At 40.6% G+C, this 26,127-nt stretch carries 31 protein-coding genes and 2 tRNA genes; 17 read left to right on the top strand and 16 right to left on the bottom strand.

All coding sequences use genetic code 11. The features are described 5' to 3' along the window. Positions 1-4: 4 nt before the first annotated feature. Together DACSA_RS16815 and DACSA_RS22675 are read right to left on the bottom strand one after the other, a co-directional pair. On the bottom strand, positions 5-250 hold the full coding sequence (locus DACSA_RS16815; protein WP_041235559.1) for a hypothetical protein: 246 nt from the start codon (positions 248-250) through the stop codon (positions 5-7). Next, on the bottom strand, positions 247-381 hold the full coding sequence (locus tag DACSA_RS22675; RefSeq protein WP_269544614.1) for a hypothetical protein: 135 nt from the start codon (positions 379-381) through the stop codon (positions 247-249). Before DACSA_RS22675 ends, DACSA_RS16815 begins: the two co-directional genes overlap by 4 nt. Before the next feature lie 869 nt (positions 382-1,250). Here DACSA_RS22675 and glpX point away from each other — a divergent pair. From glpX to DACSA_RS21790, 4 genes are all read left to right on the top strand, one after another. Continuing rightward, positions 1,251-2,291 (top strand): class II fructose-bisphosphatase, encoded by a 1,041-nt coding sequence (gene glpX, locus DACSA_RS16810; RefSeq protein WP_015230893.1) that lies wholly within the window; start codon positions 1,251-1,253, stop codon positions 2,289-2,291. 152 nt (positions 2,292-2,443) lie between these two features. Then, the gene (gene psbZ, locus DACSA_RS16805; RefSeq protein WP_015230892.1) at positions 2,444-2,632 is read left to right on the top strand and encodes a photosystem II reaction center protein PsbZ; all 189 of its coding nucleotides are present in this window, start codon (positions 2,444-2,446) and stop codon (positions 2,630-2,632) included. 156 nt (positions 2,633-2,788) lie between these two features. Beyond that, positions 2,789-3,376, top strand: a complete 588-nt coding sequence (gene ribH, locus DACSA_RS16800; RefSeq protein ID WP_015230891.1) for a 6,7-dimethyl-8-ribityllumazine synthase — start codon at positions 2,789-2,791, stop codon at positions 3,374-3,376. A gap of 30 nt (positions 3,377-3,406) precedes the next feature. After that, positions 3,407-3,550: a hypothetical protein gene (locus tag DACSA_RS21790; protein WP_015230890.1), complete on the top strand. Its 144-nt coding sequence runs from the start codon at positions 3,407-3,409 to the stop codon at positions 3,548-3,550. Between the two features lie 563 nt (positions 3,551-4,113). Here DACSA_RS21790 and DACSA_RS16795 read toward each other — a convergent pair. After that, complete coding sequence (locus DACSA_RS16795; protein WP_015230889.1) at positions 4,114-4,719, bottom strand: hypothetical protein; 606 nt, start codon at positions 4,717-4,719, stop codon at positions 4,114-4,116. A gap of 61 nt (positions 4,720-4,780) precedes the next feature. Further along, a tRNA-Arg gene (locus DACSA_RS16790) sits at positions 4,781-4,853 on the bottom strand. A gap of 111 nt (positions 4,854-4,964) precedes the next feature. On the opposite strand from DACSA_RS16790, the gene DACSA_RS16785 reads away from it, so the two are divergent. The 7 genes from DACSA_RS16785 (at position 4,965) to DACSA_RS16760 (ending at position 12,520) form a co-directional block, all read left to right on the top strand. Beyond that, positions 4,965-5,852 (top strand): hypothetical protein, encoded by an 888-nt coding sequence (locus tag DACSA_RS16785; protein ID WP_015230888.1) that lies wholly within the window; start codon positions 4,965-4,967, stop codon positions 5,850-5,852. A gap of 161 nt (positions 5,853-6,013) precedes the next feature. After that, complete coding sequence (locus DACSA_RS16780; RefSeq protein ID WP_015230887.1) at positions 6,014-6,871, top strand: pentapeptide repeat-containing protein; 858 nt, start codon at positions 6,014-6,016, stop codon at positions 6,869-6,871. Between the two features lie 88 nt (positions 6,872-6,959). Next, positions 6,960-7,289 (top strand): divalent-cation tolerance protein CutA, encoded by a 330-nt coding sequence (gene cutA / locus DACSA_RS16775; RefSeq protein WP_015230886.1) that lies wholly within the window; start codon positions 6,960-6,962, stop codon positions 7,287-7,289. Between the two features lie 181 nt (positions 7,290-7,470). Then, the gene (locus DACSA_RS16770) at positions 7,471-8,280 is read left to right on the top strand and encodes a hypothetical protein (protein WP_015230885.1); all 810 of its coding nucleotides are present in this window, start codon (positions 7,471-7,473) and stop codon (positions 8,278-8,280) included. Between the two features lie 11 nt (positions 8,281-8,291). Continuing rightward, positions 8,292-10,280, top strand: a complete 1,989-nt coding sequence (locus tag DACSA_RS16765) for a P-loop NTPase family protein (RefSeq protein ID WP_015230884.1) — start codon at positions 8,292-8,294, stop codon at positions 10,278-10,280. A 15-nt stretch (positions 10,281-10,295) separates the two neighbouring features. Continuing rightward, positions 10,296-10,481, top strand: coding sequence for a hypothetical protein (locus DACSA_RS21785; RefSeq protein WP_015230883.1), 186 nt, complete (start codon positions 10,296-10,298; stop codon positions 10,479-10,481). 80 nt (positions 10,482-10,561) lie between these two features. Next, positions 10,562-12,520 (top strand): DNA translocase FtsK, encoded by a 1,959-nt coding sequence (locus DACSA_RS16760; RefSeq protein ID WP_198007596.1) that lies wholly within the window; start codon positions 10,562-10,564, stop codon positions 12,518-12,520. A gap of 135 nt (positions 12,521-12,655) precedes the next feature. On the opposite strand, the gene DACSA_RS16755 is transcribed toward DACSA_RS16760, so the two are convergent. Continuing rightward, positions 12,656-12,729 (bottom strand) — tRNA-Pro (locus DACSA_RS16755). 63 nt (positions 12,730-12,792) lie between these two features. Beyond that, positions 12,793-13,317 carry a GNAT family N-acetyltransferase gene (locus DACSA_RS16750; RefSeq protein WP_015230881.1) on the bottom strand — a complete coding sequence of 175 codons (525 nt, stop codon included), beginning with the start codon at positions 13,315-13,317 and terminating at the stop codon, positions 12,793-12,795. A gap of 215 nt (positions 13,318-13,532) precedes the next feature. On the opposite strand from DACSA_RS16750, the gene DACSA_RS16745 reads away from it, so the two are divergent. From DACSA_RS16745 to DACSA_RS16735, 3 genes are all read left to right on the top strand, one after another. Next, on the top strand, positions 13,533-14,384 hold the full coding sequence (locus DACSA_RS16745; RefSeq protein ID WP_015230880.1) for an alpha/beta fold hydrolase: 852 nt from the start codon (positions 13,533-13,535) through the stop codon (positions 14,382-14,384). Between the two features lie 310 nt (positions 14,385-14,694). After that, entirely contained in the window at positions 14,695-14,895 is a 201-nt protein-coding gene (gene rpsU / locus DACSA_RS16740; RefSeq protein ID WP_015230879.1) for a 30S ribosomal protein S21, read from the top strand. A gap of 18 nt (positions 14,896-14,913) precedes the next feature. Next, on the top strand, positions 14,914-15,345 hold the full coding sequence (locus DACSA_RS16735; protein ID WP_015230878.1) for an FKBP-type peptidyl-prolyl cis-trans isomerase: 432 nt from the start codon (positions 14,914-14,916) through the stop codon (positions 15,343-15,345). A 23-nt stretch (positions 15,346-15,368) separates the two neighbouring features. Here the strand turns inward: DACSA_RS16735 and DACSA_RS16730 are convergent, their stop codons facing one another. The 4 genes from DACSA_RS16730 to DACSA_RS16715 form a co-directional block, all read right to left on the bottom strand. Continuing rightward, positions 15,369-15,641: a type II toxin-antitoxin system Phd/YefM family antitoxin gene (locus DACSA_RS16730; protein ID WP_015230877.1), complete on the bottom strand. Its 273-nt coding sequence runs from the start codon at positions 15,639-15,641 to the stop codon at positions 15,369-15,371. Positions 15,642-16,203: 562 nt separating this feature from the next. Beyond that, the gene (locus DACSA_RS16725) at positions 16,204-16,644 is read right to left on the bottom strand and encodes an MOSC domain-containing protein (RefSeq protein ID WP_015230876.1); all 441 of its coding nucleotides are present in this window, start codon (positions 16,642-16,644) and stop codon (positions 16,204-16,206) included. 64 nt (positions 16,645-16,708) lie between these two features. Further along, positions 16,709-17,425: a DUF3120 domain-containing protein gene (locus DACSA_RS16720; RefSeq protein ID WP_015230875.1), complete on the bottom strand. Its 717-nt coding sequence runs from the start codon at positions 17,423-17,425 to the stop codon at positions 16,709-16,711. Between the two features lie 75 nt (positions 17,426-17,500). After that, positions 17,501-17,965, bottom strand: a complete 465-nt coding sequence (locus tag DACSA_RS16715) for an EVE domain-containing protein (RefSeq protein WP_015230874.1) — start codon at positions 17,963-17,965, stop codon at positions 17,501-17,503. 106 nt (positions 17,966-18,071) lie between these two features. On the opposite strand from DACSA_RS16715, the gene recQ reads away from it, so the two are divergent. Beyond that, positions 18,072-20,213, top strand: a complete 2,142-nt coding sequence (recQ, locus tag DACSA_RS16710) for a DNA helicase RecQ (RefSeq protein ID WP_015230873.1) — start codon at positions 18,072-18,074, stop codon at positions 20,211-20,213. Between the two features lie 132 nt (positions 20,214-20,345). Here the strand turns inward: recQ and DACSA_RS16705 are convergent, their stop codons facing one another. From DACSA_RS16705 to trpD, 5 genes are all read right to left on the bottom strand, one after another. Next, a complete protein-coding gene (locus DACSA_RS16705; RefSeq protein ID WP_015230872.1) occupies positions 20,346-20,816 on the bottom strand; it encodes a DUF3368 domain-containing protein in 471 nt (156 codons plus the stop codon). Next, positions 20,813-21,079, bottom strand: coding sequence for a UPF0175 family protein (locus DACSA_RS16700; RefSeq protein WP_015230871.1), 267 nt, complete (start codon positions 21,077-21,079; stop codon positions 20,813-20,815). The genes DACSA_RS16705 and DACSA_RS16700 overlap by 4 nt, the downstream gene beginning before the upstream one ends. Before the next feature lie 135 nt (positions 21,080-21,214). Continuing rightward, a complete protein-coding gene (gene sipA, locus DACSA_RS16695) occupies positions 21,215-21,484 on the bottom strand; it encodes a regulatory protein SipA (protein WP_015230869.1) in 270 nt (89 codons plus the stop codon). A 149-nt stretch (positions 21,485-21,633) separates the two neighbouring features. Continuing rightward, complete coding sequence (locus DACSA_RS16690; RefSeq protein ID WP_015230868.1) at positions 21,634-22,635, bottom strand: sirohydrochlorin chelatase; 1,002 nt, start codon at positions 22,633-22,635, stop codon at positions 21,634-21,636. Between the two features lie 119 nt (positions 22,636-22,754). Beyond that, positions 22,755-23,801 carry an anthranilate phosphoribosyltransferase gene (gene trpD / locus DACSA_RS16685; protein WP_015230867.1) on the bottom strand — a complete coding sequence of 349 codons (1,047 nt, stop codon included), beginning with the start codon at positions 23,799-23,801 and terminating at the stop codon, positions 22,755-22,757. A gap of 108 nt (positions 23,802-23,909) precedes the next feature. On the opposite strand from trpD, the gene DACSA_RS16680 reads away from it, so the two are divergent. Further along, on the top strand, positions 23,910-24,407 hold the full coding sequence (locus DACSA_RS16680) for a pentapeptide repeat-containing protein (RefSeq protein WP_015230866.1): 498 nt from the start codon (positions 23,910-23,912) through the stop codon (positions 24,405-24,407). 88 nt (positions 24,408-24,495) lie between these two features. Continuing rightward, positions 24,496-25,584, top strand: coding sequence for a magnesium chelatase ATPase subunit I (bchI, locus tag DACSA_RS16675; protein WP_015230865.1), 1,089 nt, complete (start codon positions 24,496-24,498; stop codon positions 25,582-25,584). Here bchI and DACSA_RS22330 read toward each other — a convergent pair whose 3' ends face one another. Continuing rightward, positions 25,585-25,920, bottom strand: coding sequence for a hypothetical protein (locus tag DACSA_RS22330; protein WP_232225118.1), 336 nt, complete (start codon positions 25,918-25,920; stop codon positions 25,585-25,587). Positions 25,921-26,127: the final 207 nt, after the last annotated feature.

Below are 26,127 nucleotides of genomic sequence, written 5' to 3'. Positions count from 1 at the left end.
TTTTTCATTCCCCAATTTGTTGGCGCAAGTCTTCTACAACATCTGCGCTTAGTCCTGTGAATTGGGAAATCTGTTCAGCACTCATCCCAGCACGGAGAAGATTAAGAGCAATTTCTTGCTTTGCTTTTTCTTCTCCCCGTTGTTCACTTTTCCGCTTAGTCTTTTCTTCCCATTCCAAAAACGCTTGTGATAGTGCCATTGTTAACGCTCCTTCTTCCTGTTCAATTTGAGGGACAGTTTCAATGATCATCTTCCAGTTTGATAAATATCAACCAAATGGGATTCTCCTGGCACTTCTAAGGAGATTTGCACTTCTCCGAAGGGTTGCAGAAGTTCCTCGAATAGTTGTTTGGCAAGTTGATCAAATGGCGTTCTAGACACAAAAGCAAATGGTTGTTCAAGATTTAAATAAAACTGCAATCATTGATTCGCATTTTATCTCGTAAAGTTTATAAGTGATTATGTCGCCGCGTTGATAATTTTTGTTATAATCGCTTTACTTCGGGTACTTCCGTTACCAGATGGGTTCGCTGCACAAAAAGAATTTTACGTCAAGACCTCGTTACAAAAGTTAAAATTGACTCCCCAAAATTGGTTTAAACTGATCTCAAAAAACTTGACAAGATTTTAGGAACGCATACGAAGGAATGGGGATTTTGGTCGTATAAATTGAGTAAAAGACAGACCATCCCGTGGGATTATTGTTTCGATTATAATACCTGAAAAGGCGTAATCTCGTCAATATTTTGCTACCTTGAAAAATGGTTAAGAAATGTAAAGAAGGCGGTTTGATATAAAAACCTAATTGAATCTACTAAAAAAATTAGTTTTACTAATGCAACTTGAGAGAATTCTCGCTGGCTTGATATGGTATAAGTCTGATTTAGAACTAGCGGTAACTGCTTAACTGGTAACTGGTAACTGATTGATGTTGGGTTTCACGTGGAGACGTTCCTGTTACTGAGCTTGTCGAAGTATGGAACGTCTCTACCCAACCTACATGGTTGTCCTTTGTCTTTCGTCCTTCGACAGGCTCAGGAACACCTTCGTCCTTTGTTTTCTAATGACCAATGACCAATGACTAATGACTAATTTATGTTGGGTTTCGCTACTCTCCACCCAACCTACTGGAAAGCTACTTTCCACCTAACCTACTTTTATAAAGAATTAACCAATAAGGAATTGTTTTCTGATAAACTCAGAGACGAATTAAGACCGCAGACTGTAGAGCTTGCACGGGAGAAATAAAATTGTTAGAAAAAACACTGGGTTTAGAAATTATTGAAGTGGTCGAACAAGCCGCGATCGCCTCATCCCGTTTGATGGGAAAAGGACTGAAAGATGAAGCCGACCATGTAGCGGTAGAAGCAATGCGCGAACGCATGAATGAAATAAATATGCGCGGACGCATTGTTATCGGAGAAGGAGAACGCGATGACGCTCCGATGCTTTACATTGGGGAAGAAGTGGGCATTTGCACCCGTCCTGATGCTAAAAATTATTGTAACCCTGATGAGCTAATTGAGATTGATATCGCTGTTGATCCTTGCGAAGGAACAAACCTCGTCGCTAAAGGACAAAATGGCTCGATGGCGGTGTTAGCAATTTCGGAAAAAGGGGGGCTGTTTGCTGCGCCAGATTTCTATATGAAAAAACTCGCTGCTCCACCTGCAGCGCGGGGTCATGTGGATATTCGGAAGTCTCCTACTGAAAACTTAAAAATTATCGCTGAATGCCTCGATCGATCGGTAGAAGAGTTAGTGGTAGTGGTGATGGATCGTTCTCGCCATGAAACCCTAATTAAGGAAATTCGAGAAGCTGGCGCAAGAGTGCGTCTCATTGGGGATGGTGACGTATCTGCTGCTCTTTCCTGCGCTTTTGTGGGAACAAATGTTCATGCTTTAATGGGAATTGGAGCCGCACCAGAAGGGGTGATTTCCGCAGCCGCAATGCGCTGTTTAGGTGGTCACTTCCAAGGACAATTGATTTATGATCCTGAAGTGGTGAAAACAGGATTAATTGGTGAAAGCAAAGAAAGCAACCTCGATCGTCTGAAATCAATGGGCATTGAAGACCCCGATGCGGTTTATAATGCAGAAGACCTCGCACGAGGTGAAACCGTCTTGTTTGCGGCTTGTGGCATTACTCCAGGAACGTTAATGGAAGGCGTTCGTTTCTTCCATGGTGGCGCACGAACTCAGTCTTTAGTGGTTTCTAGTCAGTCCATGACGGCGCGTTTTGTGGATACGGTTCACTTATTTGAACAGCCGAAAATGATTCAATTGCATTAATTTATTGTGATTAAACGTTAGGGAAAACAGTGATAAGTAATTGTACTTTCATCCCTAGTGGGGGGAAAACTGATAAAATATAAATTAATCAGTGATTTATCCCCCCGATTAAATTTAGATTTAAAAAATTGCTGTCTTGGGAGAATTAAAAAATGACGATTTTGTTTCAATTAGCATTAGGTGCGTTAGTGTTTCTATCTTTTATCATGGTGATTGGTGTCCCAGTCGCTTATGCCTCTAACCAAAACTGGGAGCAATCAAAAAATCTCATTTTTGTTGGCTCTGGTGCTTGGTTAATCTTAGTGGTAGCTGTGGGAATTTTAAACTTTTTTGTGGTTTAATTTTCCTCGAATCTCGTTTTTCAATCGCCTCGATCGAGGCTTACTATCGCTCCTCATCCTAATGGGTGGGGAGTTTTGCCAATTCTATCTTAATCATTGATCTTGCGAAACGCTATACTACAAATAACCATCAACCAATAACAACAATTAATAATTATGGCAGTCTTTGAAGGGACATTTGCTAACACCTCATCTTTACGTTTTGCGATCGTAATTGGGCGATTTAATGACCTGATTACAGAGAAACTTTTAGCCGGATGTCAAGATTGCTTAAAACGTCACGGTGTTAATTCTGATCCTCACGGAACACAAGTTGATTATGTTTGGGTGCCAGGTAGTTTTGAATTACCTATGATGGCGCGACAAATGGCTTTAACGGGTCGCTATGATGCTATCATCTGTCTAGGAGCAATTATTCGCGGACAAACCGCTCACTTTGATTATGTCGCCAGTGAAGCGGCGAAAGGAGTCGCAGCGACTAGCTTCCAAACTGGCGTTCCCGTTGTGTTTGGCGTGATTACCGCCGAAAATATGCAGCAAGCTCTCGAACGTGCTGGAATTAAAAGTAACCTCGGCTGGAATTATGCTTTAAATGCTCTGGAAATGGCAAACTTAATGCAACAAGTCCAAAATGCACAGCCCTACAAGCAAACTCAAGCCTTACCTCATTCTGATGAGAATCAATTCCCTCAATCAGAAGAAACCATTCATTCTTCAAACCTTCATCAGGAATCATCAAGTTAGTCCACCAATTTTGGACAGGGTTGTTTCATTATGAATGAAATCAAGGGAGATGGGGGAGACAAGGGAGACAAGGGAGACAAGGGAGACAAGGGAGACAAGGGAGACAAGGGAGATGGGGGAGATGGGGGAGATGGGGGAGATGGGGGAGATTTCAGGACTCTTTTTTCTGATTAATTAGTCAAAAAGTAAGATCAAAAGTATCGATTAAAGCCCTCAAAACGCTTTCAGAAGTTTGCGGTGTAAATTTAAGGGTGAGAATGAAACAGCCCTACCCACCCCACACCGAGAGAAGCCAGAAAAGGGCGAAATTTTTTTTCAAGGGTTGCGCTCGATCGAGTTTTCTGATAGAGTATTCCTATATAATAGGAAGTGTTGCCAATTTTAGAAAACGTCCCTAAAAGCAAGGAAATTCGTTCTCTATATCCCCCCTCCCCGTATTGACAAGCCTCGATCGAGCATAAAAAAATCAAGGGTTATCGAACAGTAATCATAAGTAAAAGCAGTGGGTGAAATTGAGTAAATGTGGTATGCAAGCAGGGTTGCAAGTTGAATCAAAAATCATCCCCAACTTCCACACAGGGTGGTTTCATTATGAATGAAATCAACTTGTCTGTAGGGAGATGGGGAGAGATGTTGTTAGGTTTTCCAGTGACCAGTTACCAGTGATAAATAACAAATAACAAGTACCAAATAACGAATAACCGTCTTCACCGATGGATGAACTTTTTCAGTAAGCCCTACTTAATAACTGAAAAAAGCAACCCTTGAGTGGTTGCTGTCCAAATTGTCCAAGTATCCACTAACAGTAACAGCAAAGTAAATCCGAGTAAGATAAAATACATCCAAGGCTGGGCTAAGGGACGAACATCACGAGTATCAATTCCAGTCTTTTCTTCTACCACTTTCACCAGCCGCGCAAACCCAGCAATTCGCATCGGTAGCAAGTAAGCTCGATGCCCGAAGGGCAGTCGCTTTGCGACATCGCGCTCTGGAGTGATAAAATAATAAACGAGTCCTCCTTGTCCAGTAGTACGAACTTTTAACTGTTCAATTTCCCCCCAAGACAGCGACCATCCTTTCTGTAACCAAGACGGAAACCAGCGCGGGTAAGCCACAGTGATTTGCTCGTCATCTAAAATCACCCTTTGACTCAGCGCTCCGTATAAAAGCACAAAACCCAGTAATAAGCCAACAATTAACAAAGTAACGGGAATTGTAACTGAGCTTACGGTAGCGAGAAAAGGTAAAGGAGCGGTGAGCGCCACATAAAGACTCAGTAAGGTAATGCGAATTAAAGGAGAAATTTGAAACCTAAGAACAGATTTAGAGTTAGTAACAGTCATTTCTGATCAGAATTAGAGATATTCCCCTTTAATTTAACAATTAGCGAAAATCGAATCAGAACGGGTGTGGCAGGATTTGAACCTGCGACTCGCTGCTTAGAAGGCAGCTACTCTATCCACTGAGTTACACACCCCTGCTTGGATCATATCCTATCATAGCACTAGCAACCCTTGCCAGATCAATAGTAGGATGGTGAGAGCAAATCCTCTTAATTTAGATTAAATCCAATCATCTCACCTAATTTATGAGTCCTCGCAAACTCTCCGACGAAGAAAAAACAGAACTGATCCGTTTGTATCGTCAAACTGATGAAACTACCGCTACTTTAGCCGATCGATTCCATGTTAGTAATTCGACTGTAGGTCGGGTTTTGAAAAATGCTTTATCTAGCGAAGAATATGTGAATTTAATTCAGAGAAAACGGAATAATCGGCAAAAGAAACGCGCCAAATCTACCTCTAGTCAAACTCAAGAAAAAACCGCTTCCTTATCAGAAGAAACGACGGACAACCAGCAATCAGAAAAATCGAGTTCTCCGAAAAAAGGAGAACCGAAAAAGAAAATTTCTGAACCTGATAATGAGAATGATTCAACATCGAGTCAGCAAATAGAATTATCTTTTATTCCCGATGAAAGTTCCCCAAAAATGAGTTTATCTCCCGAACAAGATGAAGCAGAAAATCTTGAGGAGATAGACTTTACAGCGATTCAAACCATGTTTGGGGAAGATGTCAGTGATGATGATATCGACGACACAGAGGAAGAAGACTGGGAAGAAGAAGAAGAAAGCAATCAGAAAAAAGAGCAAAAAAAATCCGATCAGGTAGAAGTTTTACCGTTTTCTCAAGCTAAATTTCCTAAAACTTGTTATTTAGTGATCGATCGAGGCTCAAATTTAATTACGAAACCCCTGAAAGAGTTTAATGATCTAGGGAAAATTCCCAGCGTCGAAACGCAACAAAAAACTCTCCCGATTTTTGACAATCATCGTGTCGCAAGACGGTTTTCTAATCGTTCTCAAAAAGTGATTAAAGTTCCTGATGGCAAAATAATTAGAAAAACAAGGGAACAATTAGAAGCAAAAGGAATTAAGCGTCTGTTGATGGATGGAAAAGTTTATATGATTTCTTAGTATTAAATTGGATAATAGATTAAGTTTTGTTAAATCACTTTACATAAATTAACAAGCCCTCATACTCCTTAGAGACAAAATCTAAAATCAATATTAAGAGTTGATCCAATTGCCACTGGATGCCACTCGCTGAACCGAACTGAGGTAAGGAATTAACAAAGATGAGACTAAGGGATTTGCTAAGACTTTATGATCTGGGAGAGAGAGACTTTCGCGGTGTTGATCTAAGGGGGTTAGATTTATCTGGGATTACTCTCATTGCGGTTGATTTCACAGAAGCGAATTTAATGGGGGTGAACTTTACTCGCGCTTTTTTAACCAATTCTGTTTTCAACGAAGCAAAATTAAATTGGACAAACTTCACCTATGCGAAATTGAGCGATAGTAGCTTCCAAAATGCGGAATTAACTAAAGCAACGTTTCAGGGAGCATTTATGATGAATTCTCGCTTAATGGGAGCTAAAATTAGTGGTGGCAATTTATCTTATGCTAATTTGAAAAAATCGAACTTAGAAGGGGGGAATTTTTGTGGCGTTAATGCTTATAAGGCAAATTTGCGAGAAACTAATTTGAAACAAGCTAACTTCAATTGGGCAAATTTATTAGAAGCCAGATTAACAGGTGCTTGTTTAAATGGAGCTTTTTTAAGAGATGTTAATTTACAAAGAGCCTTTTTGAAAGAGGTAGATTTACAAGAAGTGGATTTGTCAGGAGGAAATTTAGTAGAGGCTAAACTCAATGGCTCAAATTTAGAAGGGGGAAATTTATCGCAAGCGAAATTAGCTCGATCGCGCCTCAATTATACCAGTTTAAAACGAGTCAATTTTGATCAGGCAAATTTACGAGAAGCTGACTTACAAGAAACGAATCTACAAGAAGCCAACTGGGAGCAAAGTAATTTAGACCAGGCAATTTTACCGAACAATTCTGAGCAAAATCATTTGTCCTTAGCACCAATAAATCTGACGAGAAAGAATCGTTACCGTCATCAAAATATCGCTTATTCGATCGCGTTGTGAAGAGAATTAAGGTTAATTGCTTAAACACAAGATTACAGTAAAATGATCAGATGTGTCGCCTATTATGAGTTATTGATCGAATTAAAAAATGAGTGAAAATAAACAGTATGGTGTGGTTTTTGTTACCGCAGAATCTGAAACACAAGCCCGCTCGATCGCATCAGCTTTAGTTAAAGAAAAATACGCCGCTTGTGTTAGTTTAATGCCCGTTCATTCCGTTTACACTTGGGAAAATGAAGTACAGAGTGATTCCGAATGGCAATTACTCATTAAAACCGATCTCGCTTATTATTCCCAACTAGAGACGCGAATCAATGAACTTCATTCCTATGATGTTCCCGAAATTATTGCCCTTCCGATTCAAAGCGGATTAGCCCCTTATTTAAACTGGATTGGAGAAACCGTATCTCCAGAATAGCTCAATCACAGAGTGACAAAACCCAACATCAATTGGAGTCGGTTAGATGTTAAAGACGTGCCATGGCACGTCTCCCAGCGAAACTGAATTGAGCAATTTCTCTTAGCAGATGACTACAATTTAAGTAATGATTCAAATTTACCAAGAAATGTTATATTAGTCACAACCCACAAGAATAATTATGGAAGCGAAACAATTAAAACTATTACTGAAACTGTTAGGAATTGCGGGCTATCACGCCAAAATCGGAAGCGTAAAACCTAACACTAAAAGCACGATTCCAGAATGTAATCGGATTTGTTACCAGTTGCGCGATCGAGGTTGGGTTAATTTAACTGAAAAAATCGAAAAAATCAAAATAACACCATCGGGAAAAGCAATCCTCAAAGTTGATCCTTCCGAACTTCCTATTAGTAAAAAAGAACTCGCAATTCTCAACGGCTGTCAATCAGGAACAATTAAAATTACTGAGATTAAAATCAAGTCAGCGACAGAACGCAATCAGCTAATTAACAGTTTAATCGATCGAGGCTTTATTGAAATTGCACAAGCGAAACCCGAAACCATTACCCTTAATGAAACTGGAAAAACATTCCTCTTAGAAGAATATAATCCCAGTGGAAACAACCCGACTTTAACCTTAAACCTACTGAATAATTATATTACATTCTTACGGAAAAATCAATCTTCTTCCCAACCAGAAACTCCCGAAAATCAGGAAATCAGTGATCAAGAAATTTTAGAATTAATTATTAAACTCGATCGAGAACACAACACTAATAATTATTTACCGATTTTTCAGTTACGGGAAAAACTACAACCTCCTCTAAGCAGAGAAGAAGTTGATCAAACCCTTTATCGGTTAGAAGAGAACGAAAAAATCCAATTAAGTTCTCTAACCGAAGCAGAAAACTATACGAGAGAGCAACTACAAGCGGGTATTTCTCAACCGATTGGCGGCTCTTTATTTTTTATACAAGTCATTAGGTAAAATCCTTAAAGATGCGAGACTTAGAAACAATAATTCAACAATCTATTAACCCTTTTGATACCGTTAGCTTCAAGCAAGGAAATTTTTGGGAAGAAGATCAATCAGAGAGTTTAACCGTTAATTCCATTCATCAAGATGAACTCAAATTAATTGCACGAATTTTAGCACAAGTCGCCAAAGATAAAAACAGTCGTACTATCTTATTAAAAGGAGATAGCGGTTCAGGAAAAACCCATCTTTTAGGTCAAATTAAAAAGAAATTAAGTAATAAAGCCTTTTTTACTCATATTATTGCTTCCATTCAAAATGACTACATTTTTCAATATACCCTTCGCAAAACAATTGAGAGCTTAATGTTCATTCCAGAAGGGGAAAAAGAGTCACAATTATTATTATGGTTAAAAAATATCATTAATCAGCAAGATCAGGGATTGTTGCAAAAAATACAAGGACAAAGAAAAGCCTTTGTTGGTAACATGAAAGCAGCTTATCCCACTGGAATTTGGAAACCAAATGCGTTTTTTAGTGTTTTATACGCTTTGACACAACCTGAATTATATTATCTTGCTTGCGAATGGTTAAAAGGAGATGATCTGGATGACAAAGATGCTAAGTTATTAGGAACAAAAGAAAGGATTAAAACCGAACAGAATGCGATCGATGTTCTTGCTAGTTTTAGTCGGATTTCAGGCTCAACTTTGCCGATTGTATTATGTTTTGATGAGATTGATATCAGTAACAATCGAAAAGATTTACTAGAATCAATCCTGAAATTAAACATGATCATTAAAACCCAGAAATTAAAAGATTTTCTGGTTATTATTAGCGTAATTACTGATACATGGCAATCTTATGAGGGCTTGATTGAGTCATCACTAAAATCTCCAATTAATCAAAATATTAGCCTGAAACCACTCACATCAGAACAGATAAAATTATTATGGTCAAGCCGTCTTAATGCGTTACATCAGCAAGTAAAACTGAAGCCAAAGTCTAACATTGCTCCTTTAACCGAACAAGATTTAAGATATTATTTCCCCAGTGGAAAAGCTAACCCTAGAAGTGCCTTAAAAGTAGGTCATCAACTTATTCAAAAATATAAAACGGGTCAAATCATTGATCCTGATCCCATTGCATCTTTCCAATTACAATGGCAAGAGGAAATAACAAAAAACAAAACTAATATAACACAAATTAGTCAACTTTCTTCTGCGGAATTGGCGAATATGCTTAAACAGGTAATGGAAGCATTACAAGTGAACTCGATCGAGTTTAACATTTTTAAGAAAGGAAACTCATCAGCAGTGAGGTCTTTTCATTATCTCGATAATAACGGAAAAAGAATCGGAGTAATTTGGTATGATCAATCTAATTTAGGTAGTTTTTGCACTCTAATGAAGTCTTGTAAAAACTTGTTGAGTCAAGAAGCGTATCAACAGTTAATTTTAATTCGTTCTCAAACGGTTGGTAATCCAAAAAATAAAGGTTATCAGCTTTATCAGCAGATATTCCAAACCGATCCGAACCGTCATCTAATTCCTAATTTAGAATCAATCCATATTTTAGCAACTTATCATAGTCTCTATAGCTATGCAACTAATAAAAATTTAACAGTCGGTTACGAAACTCCAGATATAACTAGATTACAAGAATTATGTCGTCAAGCTAAAGTTTTAGAAAATTGTGATTTGCTCGAAGAATTAAATATTATTCAGAAAGATAACGAATCTAGCGATGATGATGATCAGGATTATCATCAGGAACATGATGATAATAAACCCGATCGAGAGAAAATTAAAGAGTTTCTATTAAACTTAATTAAAATTCAATTCTTTATGGGTAGGAAAATGTTAATTGAGAGAACTTTAAGCCAATTTAATAAGGAAGTAAGTGAAGAAGAGGTCGATCGCGCTATCAAAACTTTAATTGAGAAACAGCAAATTAGAATTGTTAATCCGCAAGCAAAACCAGAAGAACAAAGCATTTGCTTACCCACATAAAAGGTAAAAAAATAAATGTATGTTAATCATCCTGAAACCATTAAAGAGATCATCAATAAGCTACAGGAATTTTCTGTTCTCTGGTTAGATACAGAAATCGCCGCTTGGCAAACCGCTAATCCTAAACTCTCTCTCATTCAGGTGTTGAGTGATCCGCAAGCAACATCAGGAGATCAGGCTTATATTTTAAACGCCCCCTGAGTGAAAAACAGTTACATTATGCTGGAATGGATGTTGTCTATTTAACTCATGTTCATCAGTATCTACTGAACTTTAAGGTTATGTCAAATCAAACTCATTCTCCGAAATTTACAGTTACCGATGTTCGCGTTGCGTTTGAATGTCCGCGCTTATTTTATTTAAGTAAACATTTTGGTGGTAAGACATTATTTATTCCTCCAGATCAACCAAGAGGAATTGGTAAACCTTTTCATCATTTTGCCTCTAAATTTATTGAACTCGCTAAAACAAATCCTAAATTTAAGTCCCTATTTAAACCCAATGCTAAAACCTTAGATAGAGAAAGTATTTCTCTAGAAATGCAACGTATTTTTTATAAAGAAGTGTTCTTTCCAGCTTTACAGAAAGTGGCGACAAATAAGCCCGAAAATGTCCCTGCTTTGCAACAAGTGTGGGAAGGGTTAAGAGGTTTAATTAACCATTGGAGTGGGTTATTAGTGACAAATTGCTTTTACGCTAATTATAATAATGTGATTAGCGAAACGTTTTTCTCTCAGGAACTTTCGGTAACTTGTGATTATCCTCTACCGAAACAGAAAGCTCAAAAAATTGAAGGAAAATTTGATAGCTTAATCCGTGATTTGAAAAAAGATCGGCTTTGTATGGTCGAGTATAAAACTTATGCTCCCATTGATTCCGCTTCTCAATTAGCACAGGTGGCTCTATACAGTTATATTTTATATTTACATAAACAACAACCCGTTGATAGTGCTGTTTATTGTGTTTTACCTGAGTTTAAAGTTTATTACTATACTTGGGAAGAACTTAAGGACACTGTACACGAATTAACCCCTTTAAAACTTCAACAAATGCGAGATTGGTTACAGTGGAAACCTTCACAACCTGATCCGCCTCCTGAAACGAATCAGCCAGAAAAACTTTGTCCAATTTGTCCACAGCAAGAAACTTGTCAGCGTTATTTTCCTCCGCTTCCACTCGATCGAGCAACCCCAAAAAATACCACTGATGATGCCATTCAAACTGAAGAATTAGGGAAGCAACTCGAAACGATTTTACAAGCCTATGGGGTAGGAGTAGATTATCAAGACGCGATCGTTGGCGCATCTTTTATTCGCTTTAAATTAAAGCCTCATTTAGGGGTAAAAGTGGTTTCTGTAGTCAATCGATCGACAGATATCCAAGTGCAAATGGGGCTTCCTAATTTACCATTAATTTCTCCACAAGCGGGTTATATTAGTGTTGATTTACCCAGAAAAGACCGAAAAGCAGTTCCTTTTAAAGATTATATTCAAAAGACAAATAATGGTTTTGACATTAAAATTGCGATCGGGATTGATTTAGAGGGAAAACTGATTGAAGCTGATTTATCTGACGCTAATACCTGTCATTTCTTAATTGGCGGAACAACCGGAAGTGGTAAAAGTGAGTTCTTAAAGTCGTTGGTTTTAAGTTTAATAGAACGCCATACGATCGAGCAAGTTAAAATTGCGTTAGTTGATCCAAAACGGGTGACTTTTACTGCTTTTGAAAAGAGTAATTGGTTACTTTGTCCAATTATCAAAGAGAGCGATCGCGCTCTTGAATTTATGGAAGAATTAGTAACGAAAATGGAGCAACGTTATCAACTTTTAGAAAAAGGGAAATGTTCTGACTTAAAAACCTATAACCAACAGTTGATTCAACAGGGAAAATCACCAATCCCCCATTTAGTTTGTGTCTTTGACGAATATGCAGATTTTATGGCTGATCAAGAAATCGCCAAACAGTTAGAATCGAGTATTAAGCGTTTAGGGGGAATGGCAAGAGCCGCAGGGATTCATCTGATTATCTCCACTCAGCGCCCAGAAGCGAAGATTGTCACTCCGATCATCCGTTCTAACCTTCCCGCCAGAGTCGCCTTAAAAACGAGCAGTGAAGGAGACTCTAAAATCATTTTAGGGGGAAACCACAGCCAAGCCACCTATTTACTCGGAAAAGGAGACTTGCTTTATCTCACCAGTGGCAACCTGTCACGTCTGCAAAGTCTGCTTGCTTCTTAGACGGCGGTTTGCCTGAAATTGTTTTCAGTTATGGTGATTCCAAATAAAAACCATTCGATTTGTAGTGGGAGCGTCTCGCTCCCTAGTAGCGACCGAGACGGTCGCACTACGGAAATTAATTGGAATGACCATAAATCGGGATGGCAGGATTTGAACCTACGACATCCTGCTCCCAAAGCAGGCGCGCTACCAAGCTGCGCTACATCCCGTTGAACACTCAACTACTATAACGTAACTTGTTGTAATTGGGAAGGGCGATCGCGAAAAAATTTTCAATCTGGATACCAGAACATCCCTTTAATCCCTTCTGGATCAGGAACAAAGCCAAGACGATTGTAAAATTGGACAACTTCGGCATCAGCAAAAAGAGTAATGTTGCTAATATCTTCTTGACGGAGGCATTTAATCAGATAATTGATCAGAGCTTTTCCTAAACCTTTCCCTTGCGATCGAGGATGAACCACAACATCCCAAATCGTTGCATTAAACGCATGATCCGAGGTGGCTCGTGCGAAACCAATTAAACGCCTACTTGCGCCTTTTTCTTCCCACATCGACACCACTAAAAAGCTATGTTGCATCGCTTTACGAACTTTTCGCAAAGGACGGCGAGACCAACCAACCGCATCACACAACTCTTCTAGCTCATAAAGATCAATTGAGCGCGTGGTACTAAAAAGAATTTTTGTTTCTGGTTGCGTCTCACCTTTTTTAAGCAAAACTTCTTCCTTTGATGAAGTTGATGAAGGCGCGATCGCGTTTGAGCTATTATTAAATAAACCTTTCCAAAATGCCATGCGGTCTGCTATTATCGCTTCTTAATTCGTTGAATAATCAGGTACAAATCCTGTTTGAAATTGAAGTTCGCTTTATCTTTTAAAGCCCCCTAAAAAATAATAACATATCCTGCGATTGATGATCTTTTCACTCTTTCTTGGTTCTGTCATCGGTTAAAATAGGTGAGGGAATCCCCATTCTAATTTTTTTGAGTCATCGCGCTTTCTGTGCAATTATGCCCTCAATTGAAATTTCTCGTGTCGCTCACACCTATGATTTTCTTCCCGCTCGCTCTCCAGCTAATGCTCCTGTTTTAGTGTTGATCCATGGTTGGTTAATGAGCCGTCAATATTGGCAACCGATCGTCGAGGAACTTGCTTCTGATTATTCCTGTCTGTGTTACGACTTGCGAGGGTTTGGTGACTCCTGTAAAACCAACCCCGATCGAGCCGCTTATAGCTTAAACAGCTACGCTCAAGACCTCATCAGTTTACTAGAGAAACTAGACATTAAAGAGGCTTGGTTAGTGGGACATTCTTTAGGAGGGAGTATTGCGCTTTGGGGAGCAAAATCCTGCTCGGAAAGAGTGCGAGGAGTGATTTGTCTCAATGCGGGAGGCGGGGTTTATCTAAAAGAAGAGTTCGATCGATTTCGCCAAGCGGGACAGCAACTCATCAAATATAGACCGCAATGGCTGCCCTATGTTCCTTTGATTGACTTCCTTTTTGCCAGAGCAATGGTCGCCACGCCTCTCCCTCGACGTTGGGGTCGCCAACGGGTGATCGATTTTGTTAAAGCTGATGCCGTCGCAGCAGTGGGATCACTGTTAGAGTCAACCACAGAAGCGGAAGTGCATCAACTTCCCCAGTTAGTGTCACAACTACAACAACCCGTTTATTTTATTGCTGGAGAAAAAGATTTAATTATGGAACCGAAATATGTGGGACACTTAGCCAGTTTTCATTATCTTTTTCAATGTCGAGGGGATAATCTTATTGAAATTTCTAACTGTGGTCATCTTTCGATGGTAGAGCAACCGCAGGAAGTCAGTCAAATTCTCAAAGACATTTTAGCCAAGAATCAATAAGGATTAATTGTTCATTTGCCACTACTTGTGTTAGGATGTAATTTGCAGTTTGCATCAATTAATTAGAGGAGTAGGCACGGGAGAACCGAACCTCGGAGGATTAACTTAACTCCATAAAAAAAGCCCAAACCTTAGCCATGAATATGGTTTGATCAGAAGGGAAACTGCAATCTGGGTAATTATTGCTGTGGTTGGGTGTGGCGAAAGTCACTTTCCTGCGGCAATTGAGCCATATTTCAGAAATATATTGTCGGTTTCCTAATCTTGGCGCGATCGTTCTCTCAAATCTTTAAATTAGGTAAAAAATTGGATGACGAAAGTAGTTCTCAATAATAATGAGCAGATCGAGTCGGCACTGCGTCGCTTTAAACGAAAAGTTTCTCAAGCCGGAATCTTTGCCGATATGAAGAAAAATCGGCATTTTGAAACCCCTGCTCAGAAGCGCAAACGGAAAGAAATCAATCGACACCGAGAACGTCGTAGATTTCGCAATCGTAGAAATAAGAAGTAAAATTCCACAAGGAGTAAAATGGTACAAGCAAAATCGGGCGATACCGTCAAAGTTCATTACAAAGGGAAATTAGCAGATGGCACTGTGTTTGATTCTTCAGAGGGTCGTGATCCGCTAGAATTTGCCATTGGGGAAGGTCAAATTATCCCTGGTTTTGAACAAGCTGTCATTGGTATGGCTCCAGGTGAGTCCAAAACTGCGGAAATCCCCTCCGAGGAAGCATACGGGCCCCATCGTCCAGAAATGGTCTTGGAAGTTGACCGTGAGCAAATTCCCGAAGACATTGAAGTAGAAACCGGTCAACAGTTACAAGTTCAACATCCCAGTGGACAACAAATTCCAGTGGTGGTTACGGGAGTTGCTGAGTCGAAAGTGACTCTGGATGCAAATCATCCCTTAGCTGGTCAAGACTTAACGTTTGATATTGAGCTTGTCAAAGTGGGAGGATAACTCTCTCAATTTAATTGGCAACTTTAAAAGAGCAGGTTTTCTGACAACAGAGAACTTGCTTTTTTTGTGGGGTTGTTTTCTGAAGCCTCCAGCGCGTCGAATAATCGTGATGCGTTTTTGCGCGATCGCAGCAGATGAAGGGTAGTCATCAAGCTAGAATAATCTTCTACGGACATTAACACCGCTTGTTGTTCTCCTCTCCGAGAAATGGCGTAAACCTTTCCATTCTCTACCACTTCATCAAGAATTTTACCAAGGTTGTCACGGGTCTGGGTGTAGTTTATCGGTTCTAACATGGCAACTCGATATAATCATCTAATAAACGTACAGAATCCTGTACATATTGATCCTATCATTTATAGCAATATGTTTTCATTCGTGAGACTTCCTCGTAGTTCCCCCAGACTTGGGGTTAGATCAGGTTTAGGTAATTGCTTATAATTTGTGTTGGGTTTCGCGTGGAGACGTTCCTGTTACTGAGCTTGTCGAAGTATGGAACGTCTCTACCTATAGCTTGCTGAAGAAAACTGAAAGTCTTACCAAATAAGGATTTGAGGCGATTCAGTTCAGATAAAAATGCAAGTTCATTGATTGTTCAATCGTCACACACCTTGCATCAAAACCTTCCCCTCCTACCGATCAATCAACCCTAAGGCAACTTGCCTCTTGCCTCTTGCCTTTTGCCTCTTGCCTTTTGCCTCTTGCCTTTTGCCTCTTGCCTCTTGCCTTACTTAACCAACCAATGGACTTTTTCAGCAACCCCTACCTAATGACAAATTTTGTTGGGTTTCGTAAACTCCACTTGGGCCTACTTTGGATTATTGGTTGAGGGAAATTGAAAAATGAAAACAGAAAGCATCAAGATTCCCATCTGGCTAAGTCTCCCACTCGCAAAACTCCCCCATCAATCACCACCCCAAAAGCTCCGCCGCGCCAATGGTCATAAAGTGCCTTTTGTAACCCTGATTTCACCTCATCCATGCGCTCACAGGGTTTCGTTTCGTTAAAAATCCTAACCCGACAGTCTCCAAGTTGTAAGATGCGTTTACGACTATAAGCTAAATCCACACCCCGTAACATCAAATTAGCCCGCCGTTGCGAGGGATCAATTTCGACACCTAATTCCGCCATCACTTGTTCCCACACCGCCGCATCAATGATGGTCACTTGTCGCCGTGTTCCTTGATCCGCATTTCCCACTAAGCCTCGTCCTTTAATCATTGTGGCTTCTGGTACAGCATCCATCGGACCGCGTTTAAAGCGCTTGATCCAGATTGCTTCAATGCGTCCGTCTTTCATTTGACTTAAAAATTATGATATTTGGTGGGCTTTGCCCACCTTACTAGAAGGTAGAGGCTGGCAATTAAGCCATTTTCGCCGCCACCCAGAATAAACCATCGACGAAAAGGGTACTTAAAACCGCGCCACTAAACGCCCACCAGGGTAGGGTATTCTGTTTGATGCCGAAAATTCCCATTCCTGAAAGAACACTGACAATAACGATCGCGCACAGCGCACTCCAGGGCGTTTGCATTTGTACCAGCGCATCTTGAAAAATTGGTTTATACAAAGCAGGATCAACACGCATCAGTTCCCGCCAATGCGGCATTAAACCCGTTAGATAGAAATAAACATCTGTTAACGCTGTTCCAAATAATGATCCCAGATAGAAGAGGTTTCCCACTTGTCCCCATCCTTTCGCTAAGGCGAAGAAAGCAAAGGGTAAACCAATGGCTTCGATCGGAAGATGAATAATGGGTTCCCAACGAAACCAGCCCCAATAAATTGAGCCAGCAAGCCAACTCCAACTAAATCCTAGAATTAAATCTCCCCAAATATTAGCTTTAGGGTTTTTAAACCAAACCCAACCCAAGGCAATCCAGCCAAGAGTCAGAATTAAACTCATCACAGGAAACTCTCGCACCATTGGCGCTTGTGCAAAAACGGGGATGGACACCAGAAAACCCGATGCTGCAAAAACTAGCCAATGCTTTTGTTTGATTAGGAACGCCCTAGCATAAATGGGGAGACGTTCGCCAAGTTGTGAAATTGATGGGGGAAACCAGAAACTATTAAACAATGTTTTAATCTTCTTAACTAATCTTTACTTATTTTAATATATCATATCGTTTTATCCCCCCCTGGGGGATACAGATTATTTTAACATCATCGAGGAGGTCTGGAGAATACGCTGGGCAACTTCTGGAATTACTGGCATCACGGAGAGACGGTTTCCTTTTTTCACCACCGCAAATTCTTCGGGGCTGAACATGGCTTTTAACTGCGGTAAAGAGAGAGTTTCCTTAAATTTTTCTAAAAATTCTACCCTCACGGTTTGCCAACGCGGCTGATCTGCGGTTGCTTTTGGGTCATAATACTTACTTTTCGGAGCGAATTGTGTGGGATCAGCAATTTGGCTTTCAATAATACGAGCTAAACCAACAATTGCAGGAGGTTTAACATTAGAATGATAGAAAAAGGCGACATCAGAAGGTTGCATCTCACGGAGAAAGTTTCGAGCTTGATAGTTACGCACACCATCCCAAATAACGGTTTTTTCTCTTTCTAGATCGTTGATACTATAATCGTTAGGTTCAGATTTGAGTAGCCAATAATTCATCAGATTTAATTCGTAATGTAATGTTCTCAAGAAAAAAGAGAATACTTTATTCGGTCACGCTACAGTTAATTTGTAGCACTTTTCCAGCTAAATCGAGAAATAATGAATGATCATGTTGCCTCTAGAAACTTCTCTTAAACAATACTTCGGTTATGATCAATTTCGCCCTGGACAAAAAGATGTGATTCAGGCTGTTTGCAATCAACAGGATGTTCTCGTTGTGATGCCCACTGGTGGCGGAAAGTCTCTCTGTTATCAGCTTCCTGCTTTGCTTAAACCTGGCTTGGCTGTGGTGGTTTCGCCGTTGATTGCTTTGATGCAAGATCAGGTGGAAAGTTTACAGAAAAATGGCATTGCTGCCACATTTTTAAATAGTAGCTTAAACCCAAATGAAGCTCGATCGCGCCGCCTTTCAATTTTACAAGGAAATATAAAATTACTTTATCTTGCTCCCGAAAAATTAGTGAGTTCTGGGGCAAAAAAATTCCTACAAGCGGTTTCTGAGAAACAAGGATTATCTCTTTTTGCGGTTGATGAAGCACATTGTATTTCGGAATGGGGACATGATTTTCGTCCTGAATATCGCCAGTTAGAAACCTTACGTCAACAATTTCCAGAAGTACCGACAATCGCCCTCACTGCTACCGCAACGGAACAAGTGCGTGGGGATATTATACGTCAACTGAAGCTGAAGCCGCCAAAAATACAAATTACCAGCTTCGATCGCCCTAATTTATATTATGAAGTTCAACCGAAACAGCGACAACATTACAATCAATTATTTAAGTTTATTCGTCATCAAAACGGCTCGGGAATTGTTTATTGTCTCAGTCGTCGTCGGGTGGAAGAAGTAGCATTTCGTCTCGAAAAAGATGGCATTTCTGCGCTTCCTTATCACGCGGGAATGACTGATGGGAATCGTCGCGATTATCAAACTCGTTTCTTAAGAGATGATGTCCAAGTTATGGTCGCAACTATCGCGTTTGGGATGGGAATTGATAAACCTGATATTCGTTTTGTTGCTCATTATGATTTACCTCGTAATTTAGAAAATTATTATCAAGAAGCTGGCCGAGCGGGAAGAGATAATGAACCAGCGCAATGTTTACTTTTATTTGGTGCAAAAGATATTCACACGATCGAGTATTTAATCTCACAAAAAGAGGAGGAAAAATCACAACGTCTCGCTCGACAACAACTGCGGAAAATGATTGATTATGCTGAAGGAACAGACTGTCGGCGAACCATTCAATTGAGTTATTTTGGAGAACATTTTGCTGGGAATTGTGGCAACTGTGATAATTGTTTAAACCCGAAACCGATCGAAGATTGGACAGTTGAAGCACAAAAATTTTTATCCTGTGTTGCTCGTTGTCGAGAGCGTTTTGGCATGAGTCATATTATTGATATTTTGCGCGGTTCTAAAAACAAGAAAATCGAAAAAAATGGGCATCATTTGTTATCAACTTATGGCATTGGTAAAGAGAAAACAACAGAAGAGTGGCGCAACTTAGCTCGTTCTTTACTCCATCAGAACTTAATTACAGAAACCACCGATGGTTATCGTGTTTTAAAATTAAATCAACGCAGTTGGGAGATTCTACGTCATAAACGAACGGTTTATATTGCTGTTGTTAAAAGTGCATCTGAAAAAAGTGTAAGTAGCGCAAATCTTGATATAGAAACTCAACAGTTATTAGTGCGATTACGAAAAAAGCGTAAGGGATTAGCAGATATGCAAAACACCGCACCTTACATGATTTTTTCTGACCAAACTCTTAAAGAAATGGCAAGATTAAAGCCAACTCAGATTAATAAGATGACTAACATTTCAGGCGTAACTGAGCATAAACTTAATGAATATGGACAGTCTTTTGTTTCCGAAATACAAGCATTTCTCAACGAAAAAAGATTACCGATTCCTGTTCCCTCGCAAACGAAAATGAAAACGTTACTTTTGGCTCAACAAGGTTACGGAATTGAAGAGATAGCAGAAACCAGAGGAATGAAAAGCAGCACCATTAGTGAGCATCTTTCGGAATTAATTGAAATGAATCAGGCGATTAAATTAGAGCAATTTGTTTCTAAAGAAGACCAAGAAGCCATCTGGGAAGTGATCAGTATTGTGGGTGATCAATCTTTAAAAACGATTCGAGAAACGTTGGGAGAATCCTATGATTATGAACCGATTAAATTAGTTCGTGCGTGGTGGCGTAGAGAAAATAATCAACAGAATTATTTATGTTAAAAACATGATTATATTTATACCATTTCTAAGAAGTTAGGTTACAGTTTATCCCCCCAATCCTCACTTCGCTCCGGCCCGATGATTGGGGGGCTTTAGTGGATTGGTGTGTAGCGCTAGTTGATCGAAATGGTATTACTCCTCAGCGAGTAATCGTTCCAGCAAACTGGGTGCAACCCAAAATCCAGCATCTCGCAACTGTTCAAAGGTGGTTTCTAAATCTAGCAATTCTGCTCTAGCAGCATCTTTGAGAATGCCGAGAAGACCAATAATTTTTAAGCCCCGTTCCACTGCAATGCGTCTAGCTGCTTTGTCATCCAAAATTACTAAATCTGCCTTCAGTTGTTCAGCTAGTAAAATTGCTTCTTGTTCACCGGGGTCAAGTTTTTCCAGTTTAACATTTTTGGAATATTTAACGGATTGTATCTTTAGCCAGCTAGGAGGTTTAGCGATCCAGCTTTTGACTACAGAAGGAGATTCAGATGCTCTTAATTCATTGGCAACAGTTTGAGGAATAATGACATTTTTGTAGAGATCGTAGAAAACATCGATTTGGTCAATTAGTAACAGGTAACAAATTGGAGAAGTGTCAGAAACAATGATCATTTTTCTCTGACTTGATTAAGCGTTTGAATATCTTGTTTTAGTTCAGTTTCATCATAGTTTAAGTAAATATTCATCTGCTTCAGAAAAGAATGAACACTCAGACGAGTTGGCAATTGGAGAATTTGACGGACTTCTGCCGTGTTGATTTTGCCCTGGCTATAAGCATCAGCAACCATAAGCTCTAAGAGACGTTGAGACAGGTTTCCTGCGGTTTGGTCTAGTCTTTGAGCAAAGTCATCGGGAATTTCAATGGTAATTTGCATTTTATCAACACCACCTTTATGCTAACCTGTTAACAACCCCTAATTTTATCGTATCGCGAAGGAAGACTTTCTCCTTTGGGATCATCAACGATCGCGCTATGGGCTTGAGAGTTTAAAAAAATGGTCATGATTAAACTAATTATTTTCTGAATTAGAATCAACATGAGAGGCGTTTTCCTGAGAAGAAACGACCTCCAAATAACGACTTTCTAGTAAAAATGCACCATTTTTAAATCGGACTGCCCAATAATCTCCAGGACGGCGGTCTAAAATTGTTCCTTCTTCTCCTACTTTTACCACATTCGGCGGACGTAACATGGGCATTGGTTCTGCTGTTTTAATATACGATGGAGACTCAACTAATTTGACTTTATCTCCGACAGAAAATGTTTGGTCATTGGTCATTGGTTATTTGTTATTTGTTATTTGTTATTTGTTATTTGTTATTTGTTATTTGTTATTTGTTATTCCCAGCGTGTGGCACTGTCACTCATAACTGGCAACCAGTGACAGAAACGACTGGTAACTGATCACTGGTCACTGGTTACTGTTCTCTAGGGGGCTTGCCAGATTTTATTATGATACTGTTCCACGTCTGCATAGGGATCAACTGCTTCATGGTTATGATCATGGTGATGGTGATGTCCGTGATCATGGCTGTGTCCATGACTGACATTTCCCGACCCAGCAGCTAAACGGAATTTACACATTTCACAGTTCATTTTGACTTCTCCCGTTTGGGTTTCAATTTCCCGTTCTCTTAATACTTGTAAAAGGTTGGGATGAATCCCCATTTCGGGTAAACAAGTCATGGAAATTTCAGGATGTTGTTCTTGTTGTTGGGCTGTGATGTTAAAAATTTTCTTCACTAAAACACCTGTAAACAAGAAATAGGGAAGGACAATAATTCGTTTCGGTTGATAAAAACGAGCGCGGTTAAATCCTTCTTCTAAGCGGGGATGGGTAATGCCAATGAAACAGGTTTCTACTGTTTTATAACCACTTCCTTCCCACACCATTCTCGCTAGTTTACAAACGTCTCCGTTCGCGTCAGGATCACTCGAACCTCGTCCCACAAATAATAACACGGTTTCCGATCGAGGGATTTGATGAGGATTATTTTCTGGAGCATCTAGTTCTTGTAATCGATCGCGCCACAGGTCTAAAATACTGGGAGTAATGCCAAAATGTCGTCCGTAGTTAAAGCTAATTTCAGGATAGATTGACCGCGCTCGATCGAGTTCATTGGTGACATCAAACTTATTATGTCTGGCAGCAAATAATAAAATTGGCAGTGCAGAAAAATCAGTGTAGCCTTGTTTTACCGCTTGTTCTACCCCTTCTTGAATCGTGGGAGTGGTTAATTCCAAAAAACAGGGAATCACAGGACGAGATCGATCGAGCTTCTGATACGCTTCCGCAAAATCAATAAAGGTTTGTCGTCCTTGTTCGTCTTTTGTTCCATGACCGATTAATAACAACGGACGCTGTTTCGGTAAAGGAGAAAGATCAATGTTGGTTTCGTTGGTTGATGGTGAATAAACGATTTGGGTCAATGTCAAAACTCCTTGCTCGCCATTTCAATTTTAAGCGAGTTGTCTAGCGTTGCTATCTTAGCGGATTTTTCCGTAAGTAGAAATGCTGGTAGGGGGGTTAACATTTACCCCAAACCATGTTACGTTCGAGCGCGAAGAAACTTGACGAGAGCTTCTAATTTGTCCCAAGCTGCGCCACTGTTAAGAATATCTTGAGCCTGATCAACACCAGCTTGGTGATCTTGGAGGGGAACAACTCCCGCCACTTGTAGGGCTAAGGAAGCATTTAAAGCGACCACTTGTTGTTGAGGGAGGCTACCTTTTCCTTGTAAAACCGCTTTGAGGATGTTCATATTTTCCTCTAATTCTCCTCCTCGCAAGGCTTCTGTGGGAAAAGACTGTAGGTTAAGGGATTCGGGATTAATGCTGGTGATTTCGATTTTGCCTTGATCTAAAATGCCTAAGTCAGTGGGGGCGGCTAAACCTGCTTCATCAAGGTTTTCTCGCCCATGAAGCACGATCGCCCGTTCCATTCCTAAACGTTGAAAGGCTTGGGTCACTGTATCAATTAGTTTACCATCAAAGACTCCCATCACTTGTGCAGTAGGGCGTAGGGGATTGACTAACGGGCCAATGAGATTAAAAACTGTTCGGATTTTTAAGGTTTTTCGCAAGGGAACAACACTTTTCATCGCGGGATGCCAACCTGGAGCAAATAAAAACGTAATTCCCACTGCTTCGAGGGCGTTTTCGGTTTGCGTCATTGGACTATTGAGATTCACCCCTAACCCTTCTAAAACGTCTGCTGACCCGACTTTGCTGGATGCCGATCGATTCCCATGTTTGGCGACTTTTACCCCTGCTGCTGCCACCACAAACGCCACTGCGGTGGAAATGTTAAAGGTGGATGCGCCATCGCCTCCTGTCCCACAGGTATCTATAACGGGGTGATTATGTGCAATTATATTTTGTTGTAAGGATTGTTGTTGTAACACTTGCGCCATCCCTGCGAGTTCTTCTGGGGAAACGCCTTTGGCTTCAATGGCGGCTAAAATTGCACCAGAAAGCACAGGAGGGATTTCTTCATTGAGCCATCCTGTCATCAGTGCGGCGGCTTGTTCTTGGGAGAGAGAAGCTCGATCGAGCAGTTGTTGTAATAGGGTTGACCAAACGGTAGGATTCGTCATGGAATTAACTTAAGCGTGAGCAATTTATTTTACATTTTTCGATTCTAGGTTTCACAAGTCGTAAAGAAACATTAAGATAAAAGGGAAGACAATCATAGGGATTTTAAGATGCGAACGATTGTAAAATTGAGTTTAATTGTGAGCGCGATCGCGCTTTTTGTCATGTCCTCACCCGTTTTCGCCGCCACTCCCCGCGCGGTTCGTTCTTTTGATGAAGCGGTACAAGCAGAAACTGAGGATTTTTCTGGGGAATCTCTCATTGAGGCAGAATTTTATGATGAGGAATTAGAAAGGGCTGACTTCCACAATGCGAATTTAGAAGCGGCGGTTTTCAATGGTGCGAATTTAACCAATGCCAATTGGCAAGGGGTGAATTTTACCAATGGCATCGCTTACTTAACGGATTTTACAGGGGTTGACTTTACTAACGCCATCCTCACCGAAGCGATGATGTTACGTTCGACATTTAATGACGCAACTGTGGAAGGAGTAGATTTTACCAACGCAGTGGTCGATCGATTACAGGTAAAAAGACTTTGTGAAAGAGCATCTGGGGTTAATCCGACTACTGGTGTCTCCACAAGAGAATCTCTGGGTTGTCGCTAAACCCTAATTAGGGGTTCATTTGCGTTAGAGCAAAAAATTAGTGCTTCGATCTTGAAATTAAAACGAACAGATAATCAAATAATTTAATATGACAGTCACCGCAGAAACGCCTCCTATTGCCAAAAAAATGCGCCGTCGGGTCGTGTTTCCCTTTACCGCTATTATCGGTCAGGAAGACATGAAATTAGCCTTGTTGCTCAATGTCATTGATCCTAAAATCGGTGGCGTGATGATTATGGGCGATCGAGGAACGGGAAAATCGACGACGATTCGCGCTTTAGCTGATTTGCTTCCTGAAATCGAGATTGTTACAAGTGATCCGTTTAACAGTCATCCAGATGATCCCGATTTGATGAGTGAAGAAGTGCGAAGCAAGTGGGAAGAGGAAGAAGAGCTTCCGAGAGCGCAGCAGAAAGTTCCCATGATTGATCTGCCTTTAGGAGCAACAGAAGACCGAGTTTGTGGCACGATCGACATTGAAAAAGCACTTTCAGAAGGGGTCAAAGCCTTTGAACCTGGATTACTCGCAAAAGCAAACCGAGGTTTATTATATGTGGATGAGGTGAACTTATTAGATGATCACCTTGTGGATGTGTTATTAGACTCCGCTGCTAGTGGTTGGAATACAGTAGAACGGGAAGGGATTTCGATTCGTCACCCAGCGCGGTTTGTGTTGGTGGGTTCGGGAAACCCAGAAGAGGGAGAACTACGTCCGCAATTGCTCGATCGATTCGGGATGAATGTAGAAGTCCGAACAGTAAGAGACCCAGAATTACGGGTAAAAATTGTTGAGCAGCGATCGGAATTTGATCAAGCGCCGCAAGACTTTACCGCACAATACCAACAACAGCAAACTGAATTACAACAAAAAATCGTGCAAGCGCAAACCCTTCTCCCCCAAGTCCAGATGGAATATGACCTACGGGTAAAAGTTTCCCAAGTCTGCGGCGAATTAGATGTGGATGGGTTACGCGGTGACATTGTTACCAATCGAGCGGCAAAAGCCCTCGCAGCGTTAGAAGGACGCACCGAGGTAACAGTTGAGGATATCCGTCAGGTAATGCCATTCTGTCTCCGTCATCGTCTGCGAAAAGACCCCTTAGAGTCTGTCGATTCTGGTTACAAAGTCGAAAAAGCGATCGCGCAGGTGTTTGGTTTGGAATTAGAAGAAGACTAATCAGTAACCAGTAGAGACGTTCCATGGAACGTCTCTTTGAATGGAACGTTTCTTTGAAAGGAATAAGAAGTAGGTTGGGTGAAGCGAAGCGAAACCCAACACGTTAAATAGGGCTTCCTGTTGGGAAACTGAAACCCTTACCCAATGAGGCTTTAAGGTTCTTAACCCCTCAAAAAGGTGCAATGGAGACAAGGGAGACAAGGGAGACAAGGGAGACAAGGGAGACAAGGGAGACAAGGGAGACAAGGGAGACAAGGGAGACAAGGGAGACAAGGGAGACAAGGGAGACAAGGGAGAAATGGGAGACAAGGGAGAAATGGGAGACAAGGGAGACAATTTTTCTTCCCCATCTCCCCCATCTCCCCCATCTTCCGCATCTCCCCCATCTTCCGCATCTTCCCCATCTTCCCCATCTCCCCCATCTCCCCCATCTCCCCCATCTTCCCTCTTCCCTCTTGCCTAAGGCAACTTGCATGCAAGCCTTACTACACCAACTAATTAACTTTTTCAGCAAACCCTAAATATCTCTCCTAGAGAAGTAGG

The organism is Dactylococcopsis salina PCC 8305 (assembly GCF_000317615.1).
Lineage (GTDB): Bacteria > Cyanobacteriota > Cyanobacteriia > Cyanobacteriales > Rubidibacteraceae > Halothece > Halothece salina.
The sequence above is the reverse complement of the archived record's forward strand: the minus strand, read 5'-3'. Positions and strand labels throughout refer to the sequence as shown.

Coding starts and splice junctions, on each gene's coding strand:
- DACSA_RS16815 (WP_041235559.1), bottom strand. CDS start 250: ATGATCATTGAAACTGTCCCTCAAATTGAACAGGAAGAAGGAGCGTTA.
- psbZ (WP_015230892.1), top strand. CDS start 2,444: ATGACGATTTTGTTTCAATTAGCATTAGGTGCGTTAGTGTTTCTATCT.
- ribH (WP_015230891.1), top strand. CDS start 2,789: ATGGCAGTCTTTGAAGGGACATTTGCTAACACCTCATCTTTACGTTTT.
- DACSA_RS21790 (WP_015230890.1), top strand. CDS start 3,407: ATGAATGAAATCAAGGGAGATGGGGGAGACAAGGGAGACAAGGGAGAC.
- DACSA_RS16795 (WP_015230889.1), bottom strand. CDS start 4,719: ATGACTGTTACTAACTCTAAATCTGTTCTTAGGTTTCAAATTTCTCCT.
- DACSA_RS16785 (WP_015230888.1), top strand. CDS start 4,965: ATGAGTCCTCGCAAACTCTCCGACGAAGAAAAAACAGAACTGATCCGT.
- DACSA_RS16780 (WP_015230887.1), top strand. CDS start 6,014: ATGAGACTAAGGGATTTGCTAAGACTTTATGATCTGGGAGAGAGAGAC.
- cutA (WP_015230886.1), top strand. CDS start 6,960: ATGAGTGAAAATAAACAGTATGGTGTGGTTTTTGTTACCGCAGAATCT.
- DACSA_RS16770 (WP_015230885.1), top strand. CDS start 7,471: ATGGAAGCGAAACAATTAAAACTATTACTGAAACTGTTAGGAATTGCG.
- DACSA_RS16765 (WP_015230884.1), top strand. CDS start 8,292: ATGCGAGACTTAGAAACAATAATTCAACAATCTATTAACCCTTTTGAT.
- DACSA_RS21785 (WP_015230883.1), top strand. CDS start 10,296: ATGTATGTTAATCATCCTGAAACCATTAAAGAGATCATCAATAAGCTA.
- DACSA_RS16760 (WP_198007596.1), top strand. CDS start 10,562: ATGTCAAATCAAACTCATTCTCCGAAATTTACAGTTACCGATGTTCGC.
- DACSA_RS16750 (WP_015230881.1), bottom strand. CDS start 13,317: ATGGCATTTTGGAAAGGTTTATTTAATAATAGCTCAAACGCGATCGCG.
- DACSA_RS16745 (WP_015230880.1), top strand. CDS start 13,533: ATGCCCTCAATTGAAATTTCTCGTGTCGCTCACACCTATGATTTTCTT.
- rpsU (WP_015230879.1), top strand. CDS start 14,695: ATGACGAAAGTAGTTCTCAATAATAATGAGCAGATCGAGTCGGCACTG.
- DACSA_RS16735 (WP_015230878.1), top strand. CDS start 14,914: ATGGTACAAGCAAAATCGGGCGATACCGTCAAAGTTCATTACAAAGGG.
- DACSA_RS16730 (WP_015230877.1), bottom strand. CDS start 15,641: ATGTTAGAACCGATAAACTACACCCAGACCCGTGACAACCTTGGTAAA.
- DACSA_RS16725 (WP_015230876.1), bottom strand. CDS start 16,644: ATGAAAGACGGACGCATTGAAGCAATCTGGATCAAGCGCTTTAAACGC.
- DACSA_RS16715 (WP_015230874.1), bottom strand. CDS start 17,965: ATGAATTATTGGCTACTCAAATCTGAACCTAACGATTATAGTATCAAC.
- recQ (WP_015230873.1), top strand. CDS start 18,072: ATGATCATGTTGCCTCTAGAAACTTCTCTTAAACAATACTTCGGTTAT.
- DACSA_RS16705 (WP_015230872.1), bottom strand. CDS start 20,816: ATGATCATTGTTTCTGACACTTCTCCAATTTGTTACCTGTTACTAATT.
- DACSA_RS16700 (WP_015230871.1), bottom strand. CDS start 21,079: ATGCAAATTACCATTGAAATTCCCGATGACTTTGCTCAAAGACTAGAC.
- sipA (WP_015230869.1), bottom strand. CDS start 21,484: ATGACCAATGACCAAACATTTTCTGTCGGAGATAAAGTCAAATTAGTT.
- trpD (WP_015230867.1), bottom strand. CDS start 23,801: ATGACGAATCCTACCGTTTGGTCAACCCTATTACAACAACTGCTCGAT.
- DACSA_RS16680 (WP_015230866.1), top strand. CDS start 23,910: ATGCGAACGATTGTAAAATTGAGTTTAATTGTGAGCGCGATCGCGCTT.
- bchI (WP_015230865.1), top strand. CDS start 24,496: ATGACAGTCACCGCAGAAACGCCTCCTATTGCCAAAAAAATGCGCCGT.